This window comes from Inhella proteolytica (genome assembly GCF_016093275.1).
Taxonomy (GTDB): domain Bacteria; phylum Pseudomonadota; class Gammaproteobacteria; order Burkholderiales; family Burkholderiaceae_C; genus Inhella; species Inhella proteolytica.
Map to the genome: position 1 here is coordinate 276,123 of NZ_JAEDAK010000003.1, position 12,508 is coordinate 288,630.

Sequence of the window (12,508 nt, forward strand, 5' to 3'; positions counted from 1 at the left end):
ACAACGCCTGCGTCAAGGCATGCAGCGACGGTAAGCCTGCGCCAGACAAGGCGCGACCTGCTGCCAGGTGTAGCGCAGGGCCTCCTGCAAGCCGGCTTCGCGAAGACCTGCGGCGCGGGCGGGATTGTCGAGCAGCTCGCGCACCGCGGCCGCCAGCGCGCCCGGGTCTTTAGGGGGCACCAGCAGGGCTGTGCGCCCGTGCTCGACCATGAAGGGCACGCCGCCGACCCGGGTGGACACCACCGGAACTCCGCTGGCCATGGCCTCCAGCAAGGAATTGGGCATGTTGTCCGCCAGGCTGGGGTTGAGCAGAACGTCGGCACTGTGCAGCAAGGCCGCCAGTTCTCGCCGCTCCAGCCGACCGGCAAAGCGCACCACCGCCTGGAGACCGAGCTCGGCCACCAGCGCCTCCAGTTCGGCGCGCTGCGGTCCGCTGCCGGCCAGGGTCAGGCGGCACTCCGGATGGGTGCGGTGCAGCTCGGCCAGCGCGCGAATGGCGCTGGCGTTGTCGTACAGAGCTTCCAGGTTGCGGGTCACGACCAGGTGCTGCCCCGGCGGGCGCGCCGGCCCGGGTTGGAACAGCGCAAGATCGACGACGTTCGGCACGATCTGCGCCCGCCAGCCGAAACGCTCGAACACCTGCACCAGGAAGCCCGAAGGCACAACCAATCCTTGGACTCGGTTCAAGGTCCACGCCACGACACGCCGTGAGCGCGCCAGAAAGCCTTCGGCCTCGCCGCCCCGGTAGTTCACCAGCACCGGAACGCCACGCAGACGGGCAATGGCAATCGCCGGTGCAGCGAACAAGTGCCAGGACCAGCCGGAATTCGCCATCAGGTGCAGGAGTTGTGCACGGCCACAGGCGCGCCATAGGGCCCAAAGGTAGGGCAACAGGCGCGCAAATGCCCGCAGCACGGGCACGGACGCCAGCCAGGCCGGCCGGTAGGCGGCGTTGGTCTGCACCAGCTCCACCTGCACGCCCTCGCCTTCCAGCAGGCGCTTGAGCTGGGCAGTCTGGGTGGCCATGCCACCTGCGGGCGGCGGCAGCGGCCCCACCAACAGCAGGCGCAGCCCCTCCAGTTGCATCAGCGACACAGGGCTTCGAACACCTGGCGGTAGCGCGCCGTCGACACGCTCCAATTGCGCTCGGTCTCGACGAACTGCCGGCCCTGCTGACGCAGTTCGGGCCAGCGCGCGCGTTCCTGGAGTGCCTCCTCGACCTTGGCAACCAGATGCGCCACATCGTCGGCCTTGAACAGGTAACCCGTCTGGCCGTCGCGAATGAGTTCGCGGTGTCCACCCACATCCGAAGCGAGCAGTACGCGCCCCTGTGCCATCGCCTCAAGCGGCTTGAGCGGCGTGACGAGCTCGGTCAACCGCATCGAGTGGCGCGGGTAGCAGAGCAGATCCACCAGGTCGTAGTAGCGGCCGACTTCCGCATGAGGTACACGCCCGGTAAAGAACACCTTGTCGGCCACCCCGAGCGCGGCGGCCTGCGCCTTCAGGGCGGCGTCCTGCGGCCCCCCCCCGACGAGAAGCACCCGCAAATCGGGGCACTTCGCGAGCAGATCGGGCAAGGCGGCGATCAGCAGGTCCAGCCCCTCGTAGGCATAGAAGGAGCCGATGAAACCCAGCACCGTGCAGCCCGCCAGTCCCAAGCGTTCCTTGAGCGCGACATCCGCTTCGCCCCCCGGTTCAAAGGCTGCGATGTCGACCGCGTTCGGAATCACGGTGACGCGCGCGGCGTCAATGCCACGCGCCACGATGTCGCTGCGCAGTCCCTCGCAGATCGTGAACACATGATCGGCCTTCTTCAGGGCGTGGCTCTCCATCTGGCGCGTCAGCTTGTAGCGCAGGCTGCCTTCCTGGGTCGAGCCGTGGTCGACGGCGGCATCCTCCCAGAAGGCGCGCACTTCGTAGACCACCGGGATGCCGAGGCGCTTGCCCACCTTGAGTGCAGGCAAGGCATTCAGCACGGGCGAGTGCGCGTGCAGCACCGTGGCCTTGACCTGACGGGCCACCTGTTCGATGCGCTCCTCCAGGCTGCGCATCAGCTGGTACTCACCGACACCCGGCAAGCTGGAGCGTGGCAGCGTCGGCGTGCGAAAGAAGTGCCAGCCGTCAACCTCGTTCTCCAGCGCACCATCCGCCTTGTCGCCCAAGCCGGCGGTGTGCTTGGGGCTGGTCAGATGAAAGGTTTCGAACCCCAGCGCGCGCTGCCCCTTGAGAAGCGCCAGGCTGCGAAAGGTGTAGCCGCTGTGCAGCGGGATGGAGTGATCAAAGACATGCAGGACCCGCGTCGTCATGCGCTCATCCTCTCGGTTTGCAGGCCTTGCAGGCCGTCGGTATCGGCACGGTCCACCACTTGGCGCAGGAAGGCCTCAAACATCAGCAGGGTCCACAACGGCGCGCTGTAGTCGCTCTTGCCGGACTGATGGTCTTCCACCAGGCGGAGCAGGTAGTCCCGATTGAACCAGCCGGTCGAAGCCAGACGTTCGCCCAGAATCGCCTGGCGAACCCGCTGCTTCAGCGGGCCGCGGAACCAGCGCGCCAGGGGCACGGCAAAGCCCATCTTGGGGCGGTACAGCACTTCGTTCGGAAGCCAGGGCTCCATGGCCTTCTTGAAGATGTACTTGCCTTCCTGGCCCTGGATCTTGAGGCTGGAAGGCAGAGTGGCCAGCCACTCGATGAGGGGGTGGTCCATCAAGGGTTCACGAACTTCGAGCGAGTGCGCCATCGATGCGCGGTCGACCTTGGTGTTGATGTCCCCCACCAGATAGGTCTTGTAGTCCAGGTACTGGATCAGGGCCAAAGGGTCTTCCGTCCCGGCGGCGCTGCCATGGCGCTCGAACACCTCGAAGGCGTTGTAGCCGGCCAGTTCGCGCTTGAAGCTGGCAGAAAAGAGCTGCTCACGCATCGGCCCGCGCAAGATGGATACCGAGTGGAAGTAGGCCTGCACGGCATTGCGCGCCAGCCCCTCGAAGGTGGTCTTGGCACGCAGGAAGCGCGGTGCCCAGTCCATCTTCGGATAGAGCTGGCCCAGGGTGCCGAAGAGGGGCTTGCGCAATCCATAGGGCAAGGCCTGCCGCAGGCGCTCCTCCATCAGGTGCAGGCGGTAGCGGCGATAGCCCCCAAAGGTCTCGTCGCCGCCGTCTCCGCTGAGCGCCACCGTGACATGCTGACGCGCCAGCTGGCAGACGCGGTAGGTCGGGATCGCCGAGCTGTCGGCATAGGGTTCGTCATACAGACGCGCCAGGGTGTCGATGAGGTCGAAGTCATCGCTCTTGACCATCTCGACGCGGTGGTTGGTCTTGTAGCGATCGGCCACCAATTGCGCAAACTCGCTCTCGTTGAACTTCGGGTCGTCGAAAGCGATCGAGCAGGTATTGACTGGCTCGTTCATCAGCCCGGCCATGCTGGCCACCACAGCGCTCGAATCGACACCACCGGATAGGAAGGCGCCCAGCGTCCGCTCGCTCTGCAAGCGCAGTTTGACGGATTCGTTCAGACGCTCGCGCAGCTCGACCTCGGCGTCAGCCTGGGAGATCTTGCTGTCTAGCGTGAAGCGGACATCCCAGTAGGGGCGGGGTTGCGGCTCGCTGGCCTGGCCGACCTTCCACAGCACGCAATGGCCGGGCGAGAGCTTCTTCGCACCCTTGAACGCGGTACGGGGTTCGGCCGTGTAACCGAGCGCGAAATACTCTTCGAGGGCCAGCGGGTCGAGCTCGCGGCTCAGGCCGCCGTGCGCCAGCACCGATTTGAGCTCGGAGCCAAACAGCAGCCAGCCATCGGGCAACAGCGCGTAATGCAGCGGTTTGACGCCCATGCGATCGCGCGCCATGAAGAGCGCCTGACGGCGCCGATCATGGATGACGAAGGCGAACATGCCCCGCAGGTGCTGCACGCAGTCCTCACCCCAATGCTCCCAGGCGCGCACGATGGTCTCGCTGTCGCTCTTGGTGCGGAAGTGATAGCCCAGCCCGCGCAGCTGCTGCATCAGCTCCAAATAGTTGTAGATCTCGCCGTTGAAGACCAGCGCAACGCTCTGGTCGTCATTGAAGATCGGCTGCTGGCCCGTGGCAATGTCGATGATGGACAGACGCCGGTGGCCGAAGCCCAGCCCGGGCTCCAGGTGGAGCGCACCTTCGTCGGGGCCGCGGTGCCACTGCGAGTCGTTCATGCGGGCCAGCCGCGCGCGATCCACTTCGCGTCGGCCCTGGGTATCGAAGAGTCCGGTGATGCCGCACATAAGGTCTCTCAGTTGCTCGGATTCAGCGCGCGCGCGTAGAGCGCATCGTAGGTCTGGACCATGGTGTCCAGGCTGAACTGCTGCTCGGCCCGGAGGCGTGCCGCCACGCCCAGCGCCTGAGCCGTCTGCGGCTCGCGCGCCCAGGCAGCCATCACGCGGGCGAAGGCTGCCACATCGCCCGCCGGCACCAAGGCCCCCGTGTGGTCAGTCTGCACCAGTTCTGGGTTCCCCCCCACGGCAGCCGCCAGTACAGGCAAGCCTGTGGCCATGGCCTCCAGGATGGTGTTGGAAATGCCCTCGCCCAAGGAAGGCAGCACGAAGGCGTCCAGGCCCTGCAGCAACTGCGGCACGTCGCGACGCTCACCCGGCAGCCAAGCCAGATGGGCCATATCGGCGCTTTGCAGCAATTCGGCGCATTGCGCCCGCAGGGGGCCGTCGCCAATCAGCACCAGGCGAGCCCGTTCACGCAGCGCCGGCTGGGACTGCAGCGCCTTGATAAAGGCCTGCACCAGCAGGGTCTGCGCCTTGACCGGCTGCATGCGGCCGACGGTGCCAAAGAGGAACAGGGCCGAGTCGTTGAACGGAGAGCCCTCAATAGGCTGACGCCGCCCCGGCGCCTGAAAGCGCTGGGTATCCACACCATTACAGATGCGCGTGATGCGCTCCGGCGGAACGCCCACGCGTTCGCCGAGGTAGCTCTCCAACTCACCCGACAGCGCCACCCAATGCTGCACGAAGGGCCGATTGACACGCCGCATCCACTGATGGCGGCGTGACAGGCCGTGGAGATCTTCGGTGTCCCGCCCATGCTCACCATGCAGGCGCACAGGCACCCCGGCCCACCAAGCAGCGGGTTGAAGTTCCAGGGCGGCCAGGTTGCGACTGTGCACCACAGCAGGCTGCAGCCGCCGCAGTTCACGGACGACGCGCGGCAACAGCTTCACCGTCTGACCCGGCGGCTTCCTCAGGCTGATGAACTCCGTATCGGCTCGCTGCACCCGCTCGCAAAAGGCTGGCGCGCAGTGGTCGATCGCCAGCACCGCATGCCGGTAGCCGTCCAGGCGGTTGATCAGATTGACGACGCCGTTCTCCAGCCCCCCGGTATCAAAGCGGTAGAGCAGATGCAGCACGAGCGGCTTCATCGCGTGGCTCCGTGCGCGAAAACGAAATCAGGGCCAACCGGCCCTGATTGCGGTGGCAGTCGCACCCGCGTCACAGACGCCAGACACGCAGCCCCGCCGCGCGCAACGCGGTGGCGTCGAATGCGGCTTTGACATCCACGAACACACCCTCGGGCAGCAACTTGGTCGCGACTTCGTCGATCGCCAAGGACAGGAATTCGCGGTGCGAGACGGCTGCCACGACGGCGTCGGCCTTGGGCAGGTCCGCCCAGGGCGTGAGACGCACACCGTACTCGTGCATGGCCTCCTCGGCCTCGGCCTGCGGGTCAGCGACGAAGACATCCACGCCGTAGCTTTCCAGTTCCCGGATGATGTCGATGACCTTGGAGTTGCGCAGATCGCCGCAGTTCTCCTTGAAGGTCAACCCGAGCACGTTGACGCGCGCGCCCTTGACATGGCTGCCGGCGGCGATCATCTGCTTGATGGTCTGCTCGGCAATGAACTTGGCCATGCCGTCATTGATGCGGCGCCCGGCCAGGATCACCTGGGGGTGGTAGCCCAACATTTCGGCCTTGTGGGTCAGGTAATACGGATCCACGCCGATGCAGTGACCACCCACCAGGCCCGGCTTGAACTTGAGGAAGTTCCACTTCGTGCCGGCGGCCTCCAGCACCTCGGAGGTGTCGATGCCGATCTTGTCGAAGATGATGGCCAACTCGTTCATCAGCGCGATGTTCAGATCGCGCTGGGTGTTCTCGATCACCTTGGCGGCTTCCGCCGCCTTGATGCTGCTGGCGCGGTGCACGCCGGGCTCAACGATGCGCTCGTAGAGCTTGGCCACGGCGTCCAAGGTTTCCGGCGTGTCCCCGCTGACGATCTTGAGGATCTTGGTCAGCGTGTGCTCCTTGTCGCCCGGGTTGATGCGCTCGGGCGAATAGCCAACAAAGAAGTCCTGCTTCCACTTCAGGCCCGATTCCTTTTCCAACACCGGAATGCAGACTTCTTCGGTGGCGCCCGGGTAGACGGTGCTCTCGTACACCACGATGGCACCCTTCTTCATGTGCCGGCCCACGCTGGTGCTGGCGCCGATCAAGGGGCGGAAGTCCGGAATGTGCGCCTCATCCACCGGGGTGGGAACCGCCACGATGATGATGTCGGCTTCGGCCAGCAGCTTGCCGTCAGAGGTGTAGACAGCGTGCGTGGCGAGCGCCATCTGCTCGTCGCTAAGTTCACGCGATGGGTCGGTGCCCCGCAGGCAGGCGTCAACCTTGGACTGTGCGATGTCAAAGCCGATGGTGCGGATCTGCTTGCCGAACTCCACCACCAGGGGCAGGCCTACATAGCCAAGGCCGATCACTGCCAGGGTCGTCATTCTTGTGCTCCAAAGCGCTGATTACACGGGGCCGGCTGAGCCCGAAGAACATGGGCTACCGGCAGCGGCCGGCATTGTGACCCTGCGGGCCTCGGACCGTCGTCTGCAGACATGCATTCAAGGGGGCCTGCGCCTGCGTCCAGAAGGCGTCCAGTCGCTGCGCAGCCTGTGGCTCCGAGGCGGTGCGAATCAGCACGAGCGCGGCGGCATCGCCCTGCCCTTTCAGCAGGGCCCAGGCATGGGCGAGCTTGGCAGCGGCGGGGCTCTCGATGAAGCGACCATCCACCCAGTGCAGGCGTCGGAGCAGGAATTGCTCCTCGCCCGCGCCCTTGCGACGCATCTGCCAGCCTTCCGTGCCACGGCTCAGCACCTGCCATTCGCGGTCGTCGGCCCGCACCAGCACGTTTTCGCCACTGACCGCCTTGGAGCCGAACTTCTGGCTCGGGTAGTAGGCCAGGTCGACCCAGACCAAGCCCGCTTCGCCCGCGAAGCCTCGGCGCAGCAGGGCTTGCGGCATCTCGATCGCCGGATGCCAGTCCTCCGCGGCAGGGGCGGCTTGCCAGCCCGGCACTTGCGGAGTCCACCGCGATTCGCTCAGCGGCGGCCCAGGATGCCGCATTGCCAGCGCCAGTGCGGGCGGCAAGGCCAGCAGGATCAGTCCTAGCCCCGCAATCGGCAGGCGGGCGACACCCTGCGCCTGCCTCACCGCATTCGGCCGCTGCGCTTCCGGGTCCGCAAAGCGCGCGCCCAGCACAAACATCAGCGCCATCACAAGGCCAAAAAACACCCAGCCATAGACCAGATGATCTACCCCGGTCGCCAACTGGTTGTTCGAAAGGTGCCCGAGCATCACGATGCCGAACGCCCGCAGCCAGTTGGCCAGCAGAGGCGTGACGATCGCAAACCCGATGAAGATCAGCCGCTTCCTCAGGCTCTCGTAGTTCAGGTAGGCAAACAGGGTGCCCACCATCAGCGAGGCCATCAGGTAGCGCACCCCCGAGCAGGCCTCCACCACGGACCAATGTCCTGACGGGATGACGAACTGCAGCCCTTCGCGATACACCGGCACGCCGACCAGCCGCAAGGCTGCCACCGTGAAATCGGCCGTCCAACCCATCATCCAGGGCAGCAGAAAGTCGCCAATCGGTACGCCGAAGAACAGGAAGGCCAAGGGGAAGGCCAGTACCCGCCCCAATTCAGGGCCCAGCACGAGCAGGGTCAGGCCTTGCAGGGCCAGCACGACGGCGAACTGGCTGGCCGCCGCCACCTGCGCCAGTTCGCCAGCCAGGGCCAGCAGGGCAGCGGCCGCCAGGGGCAGCAAGCCCCAGGCCCAGCGCCGCGGCGTCAGGGTCAGCCAGCGAGAGCGATCTCGCCACACCAGCCAGCCGGCGATCGGCAGCACCAGCAATCCATGGGCGTAGGTGTCGCTGCGCCACCAAATCATCGCCATGCCGGACGCGGCCGGAAACCACAGGGCCAGCATCAAGCCGACCAGCACCAGCCACTCCAGCGTCGAGCGCTTCCACGTCGTCATGCCAAGGCCTCCAACTCGCGGTCCAGCCGCGCCAGCTGTGCGCCCCAGGCATAGCGCGCCAGGACCCGCTCACGCGCCGCCCGTCCCACCTCGGCGGCCCGGCCCGGGGCGTCCAGCCAGGCGAGCAACTGGGTAACGTAGTCCTCCGCCCGCTCGGCTGGCGCGAGCTCCTGCCCCGCCACCGCATCAATCGCGGCCACACAGCTGGTCGCTGCCACCACGGGCCGCGCCATCGCCATGGCTTCCAGCACCTTGTTCTGGATACCTCGCGCCAGTCGCAAGGGCGCCACGACGGCGGCGGCATGACGCAGATAGGGCCTCACGTCGGGTACGGTGCCCGAGACATGGACCGCCTCGCCTGCCAGAGCCTGCACCGCCGCGGTGGGAGCGCGGCCGACGATATGGAAGCGCAGGCCCGCATGCCGCTGCCGCAGCTGCGGCAGCATCTCCGCCACAAACCACTGCACCGCGTCCACATTCGGCCAGTAGTCCATCGCCCCGGTGAACACGATCGGCAGTTCGTCGGGCTGATAAGGGTTGGGCAAGTCCAACGCCGGATCGAAGAACTCGGCATCGACGCCGTTGCACAGGGTCTGCACCCGCTCGTTCGACTCAGGGGCGGCGGCACGGAACAGCGCGCATTCGGCATCCGTAACGAAATAGCTGGCGCGTGCACGTTTGGCCACCAGACGCTCGAAACGCAGCAATTCGCGCCCCTCGCGGGCATAGAGCCAAGAAAGGGGCCAGGCGTGGCGAGGCGCGTAGTCGCGCCACTTGGCGCTGTCCATGTCGACGAAGTCCACCAGCAGTGGCAGCCGGTTGTACGGCAACGCGTACTGCGCCATGGTCGAGGAGAACACGAGGATCGCGTCCACGCCGCTCTGAACCTGCGCATCGACCCACCGCTGCAACCTGGGATTGCGGTAGTAGCTCAGGCCCAGCGCTTCGCCGCGCAACAGGCCGGTCAGACTCATCAGCTTGGACCAGCGGGGGCTCAGCCCCTCGACATGGAGGTCGGCGCATAGAGCGCGCAGGGTGGGCAAGTGCTGCCAGTCTTCGGGGTCATCGATGAAGCTACCCAACAGCACCTGATGCCCTTGCTGCACCAGATGCCGCAGCAAGTGATAAGAGCGCACCTTGTCCCCCTTGTTGGGTGGGTAAGGCAGGCGATGGACCAAGTAGAGGATCTTCATCCGAGGCTGCGCACCACCCAGGGGCCGAGCCGGTCGACCACGGCGCGCGGCAGGCGCCGCCAGGTCCGGATCAATGCCTGGTACTTGGGGTTGTTGGGGTTCTGCTGCGGCACGCCGTCCTGCCCTCGGTACAGGCGGAACGCATAGCTCAGCGCCTGCGGCTCGAAACCCCAGTTCTTCTTGAAGCTGTAGGGGCCGGTGCCGAGCTTGCTGCGACCGTAGTCGAACAGGCGCGCGCCGCGGTCGACGGCATGCTGCATCAGCGCCCAGTACTTGAAGTCATTCGCCGCCAATTCGCGCGCCGCCAGGTCGTCGCCCGCGTAGTACGGCAGCACTTCGTCGCGGAAGTAGAAGCTGAGCACGCTGGAAACCGGCCGGCCATCGGGGGCCAGCACCGTCATCACCTCGGCATCCCGGCCGAACTCCTGCAGCAGGCCCTCGAACCAGGCTCGCGGCATCGCGGGCGTGCCGTGGCGGTGCACGTTGTCGGCAAACAGCTCGAAGAAGCGGCCGGCGTCGGCATCGATCTCGGCTCGCAGTCCATTGGCCATGCCCTTGCGCACCATGGCGCGCTGCTTGCGGGGGATGGCGAGTAGGTTGGCCTCATGGTCTGCGCTCAGCGCCTTGCGGAACGTGACATACAGATCCTGCTGCGGCGAGTCACGGTGGCGAGGCTGGGGCTGCAAGTGGCGAAGCTCCAAATGGTCAGCGCCCAGACGCTGGGCCAGGGCATCTGCGGCCGCTTCCAGGGCCTGTACGACTGACTCATCGTCGCCCACGGCGCCGCCGTAGACGGCAAAGGGCATGGAACTGATGCTGTGACCAAACAGCAGGCTGTCGATTTCGCCCAGCGGCAGCACGCCGACCAACTGGTCGTCGCGCCACGCCGCCAGCAAGGTGCAGCGGTGCCCCCAGACGCGCTGCACCACGCGCGCCCACCCACTCAGGTGGAAGAACGTGGCTTGGGGCTGTGCACGCACATAGTGGTCCCAGGCGCGGACCTGGGCAGGCTGATCCAGCGCCAGCGGGCGCACCTGCAGCACGGCGCTCATGGTCAATGGGGAAGGAAGATCTCGTCCATCCGTCCCCAGGAGAAGTCTCCCAGCAGACGACGGATGCGGGCCTCGGTCCGGCCCAGGTTCACGTAGTGACGGAAACGTGTCTTGGCATCGATGCCCCGGACACGGGGCTGATCCGGGTCGATTTCCCAGGGGTGGAAATAGAACACGGCCGCCTGCTGCTCTTGCTCGTTGACGCGGCGGATCAACCAGCGCGACAGGCGGTAGGGCAGCAGACGGAAATACCCGCCGCCACTGGAGGGCATGTTGCGGGCTCCGATGCGGCAGGTGGTGACGGGTACTTCGATCAGACCGTTGCGCACCAAGTAGGCGAAGCGCGGCGAATCGGGCATGCCGTAGTGGTCGTGCTCGATCGGGTACACGCTGCTCGAATAGCGATAACCCACCTCGGCCAACACGTCAAACGCCCACTGATTGCCCTCGCCGATGGAGAAGCTCGGCGCCCGATAGCCCTGGACCGCCACGCCGCCCAGGTCTTCCAGCAGGGCCTTGGCGCGCCGCACATCGTCCGCAAAGGCCACCGGGCTCATGTCGCTGGCGCGTTCGTGCCCATAGCCATGACTGGCCAACTCGTGCCCGCCGGCCACAATGGCCCGCACCAGCCCCGGATGGCGTTCGGCGATCCATCCCAGCGTGAAGAAGGTAGCCTTGACGTCGGCCTCCTCCAGCAGGGAAAGGATGCGCATCACGTTGTCTTCGGCGCGGCAGCGGATACGCTCCCAGTCCGAACGCGGGATGTAGGGGGCCATCGCCGAGACCTGAAAGTAGTCCTCGACGTCAATGGTCATCGCATTGCGCATCAAGAGCTGGGCCCTCCGGGCGCCGTCATCGCCGCCACCATCTTCTGCAGCAGCTGCAGCGTCTGCAGGTTGATGCGCTCCAGACGCATCAGGCTGCGTTCGAGCCTCTGCAGACGATCGTTCTGCTGGTCCAGCACCAGCTGACCCAGGCCCTGCTGCAATTGCGCGCCCTGAGCCCCAGGAAGCGCACTCAGACGGCTGAGGTCCAAATCGACGCCGCTCTGCGAATCCAGGCCTGCACGCGCGGCTTCGCTACTGCCATCCAGCGGCACGGGGCGCGAGGGCGGCGGCAGCTCGGACTCTTTCGCGAGGTCCTTCAGGACTTCGTCCACGTCGCCCAGTGCCAGATGCACGCGGCCCTGCATGAAACCCAGCAGGAGCAGGCGGTCGCACAGTGTGTTGATGCGCCGCGGAATGCCCTTGGTGGCACGGTGGATGACCAAGAAGGCCTCGGGATCGAAGGTCGGCTTGTCGGTCGCTCCCGCGCACTTCAGGCGGTGCTCGATGTAGCGCTGGGTTTCCTCTTCGTCCAACGGACCAATGTGGCAGGTGGCCGCCACACGCTGGCGGAACTGCTCCATCTCCGGGCGCTGCAGGATCTGGCGGAACTCTGGCTGGCCGACCACGAAAGTCTGCAGCAGCGATTGATTGCCAAACTGGAAGTTCGACAGCATGCGCAGTTCCTCGACCGCACGAGCCGCGAGGTTCTGGGCCTCGTCCACCACAAGCAAACAGCGCTTGCCCTGGCTGGCCTGCGCCACGAAGAAGGCCTCCAGGGTCATCAGCAGTTCGGCCTTGGGCAGGTCTTTGGCACGGACGCCAAATGCCGCGGCCACCATGCGCAGCGTGTCTTCGGCATCCAGCTGGGTGGTGACCAGGTTGCCGATCACCACCTGCTCGCGGTTCAGACCGTCCAGCAGGCCCCGCAGCAGGGTGGTCTTGCCGGCCCCAATCTCGCCGGTGATGACGATGAAGCCGTCATTGCGCAGCACCCCATAGTCCAGATAAGCCTTGGCGCGGCGATGCTGCTTGGAGCCGAAATAGAAGCTCGGATCCGGGCTCAGCTGAAAGGGTTTGGCGCTCAGGCCATAGAAGGCTTCGTACATCTCAATAGCACCCGGGCGCTCGTGGCCTAAAGGCGCCCGCGTTGGCGTGCAGCA

The 12,508-nt window shown here is 66.0% G+C and carries 10 protein-coding genes; all 10 read right to left on the reverse strand.

Translation table 11 applies throughout. The annotated features are described in order from the left end of the window. Window positions 1-12: 12 nt before the first annotated feature. The 10 genes from I7X39_RS06345 to I7X39_RS06390 all read right to left on the reverse strand — a co-directional run bounded on the left by I7X39_RS06345 (window position 13) and on the right by I7X39_RS06390 (window position 12,454). Entirely contained in the window at window positions 13-1,086 is a 1,074-nt protein-coding gene (locus tag I7X39_RS06345) for a glycosyltransferase family 4 protein (protein WP_198110247.1), read from the reverse strand. Further along, window positions 1,086-2,306: a TIGR04063 family PEP-CTERM/XrtA system glycosyltransferase gene (locus tag I7X39_RS06350; RefSeq protein ID WP_198110129.1), complete on the reverse strand. Its 1,221-nt coding sequence runs from the start codon at window positions 2,304-2,306 to the stop codon at window positions 1,086-1,088. The genes I7X39_RS06345 and I7X39_RS06350 overlap by 1 nt, the downstream gene beginning before the upstream one ends. Next, complete coding sequence (locus I7X39_RS06355) at window positions 2,303-4,249, reverse strand: XrtA/PEP-CTERM system amidotransferase (protein WP_198110130.1); 1,947 nt, start codon at window positions 4,247-4,249, stop codon at window positions 2,303-2,305. The genes I7X39_RS06350 and I7X39_RS06355 overlap by 4 nt, the downstream gene beginning before the upstream one ends. An 8-nt stretch (window positions 4,250-4,257) precedes the next feature. Beyond that, on the reverse strand, window positions 4,258-5,391 hold the full coding sequence (locus I7X39_RS06360; protein ID WP_198110131.1) for a TIGR03088 family PEP-CTERM/XrtA system glycosyltransferase: 1,134 nt from the start codon (window positions 5,389-5,391) through the stop codon (window positions 4,258-4,260). 70 nt (window positions 5,392-5,461) lie between these two features. Further along, window positions 5,462-6,742 carry a nucleotide sugar dehydrogenase gene (locus I7X39_RS06365; RefSeq protein ID WP_198110132.1) on the reverse strand — a complete coding sequence of 427 codons (1,281 nt, stop codon included), beginning with the start codon at window positions 6,740-6,742 and terminating at the stop codon, window positions 5,462-5,464. Window positions 6,743-6,797: 55 nt separating this feature from the next. Continuing rightward, window positions 6,798-8,276 (reverse strand): exosortase A, encoded by a 1,479-nt coding sequence (xrtA, locus tag I7X39_RS06370; RefSeq protein ID WP_198110133.1) that lies wholly within the window; start codon window positions 8,274-8,276, stop codon window positions 6,798-6,800. Then, entirely contained in the window at window positions 8,273-9,469 is a 1,197-nt protein-coding gene (locus I7X39_RS06375) for a TIGR03087 family PEP-CTERM/XrtA system glycosyltransferase (protein ID WP_198110134.1), read from the reverse strand. The genes xrtA and I7X39_RS06375 overlap by 4 nt, the downstream gene beginning before the upstream one ends. Continuing rightward, window positions 9,466-10,521 carry a FemAB family XrtA/PEP-CTERM system-associated protein gene (locus tag I7X39_RS06380; RefSeq protein ID WP_198110135.1) on the reverse strand — a complete coding sequence of 352 codons (1,056 nt, stop codon included), beginning with the start codon at window positions 10,519-10,521 and terminating at the stop codon, window positions 9,466-9,468. The genes I7X39_RS06375 and I7X39_RS06380 overlap by 4 nt, the downstream gene beginning before the upstream one ends. A gap of 2 nt (window positions 10,522-10,523) precedes the next feature. Next, complete coding sequence (locus I7X39_RS06385) at window positions 10,524-11,336, reverse strand: XrtA system polysaccharide deacetylase (protein WP_310739881.1); 813 nt, start codon at window positions 11,334-11,336, stop codon at window positions 10,524-10,526. 11 nt (window positions 11,337-11,347) lie between these two features. Continuing rightward, on the reverse strand, window positions 11,348-12,454 hold the full coding sequence (locus I7X39_RS06390; RefSeq protein ID WP_198110137.1) for an XrtA/PEP-CTERM system-associated ATPase: 1,107 nt from the start codon (window positions 12,452-12,454) through the stop codon (window positions 11,348-11,350). Window positions 12,455-12,508: the final 54 nt, after the last annotated feature.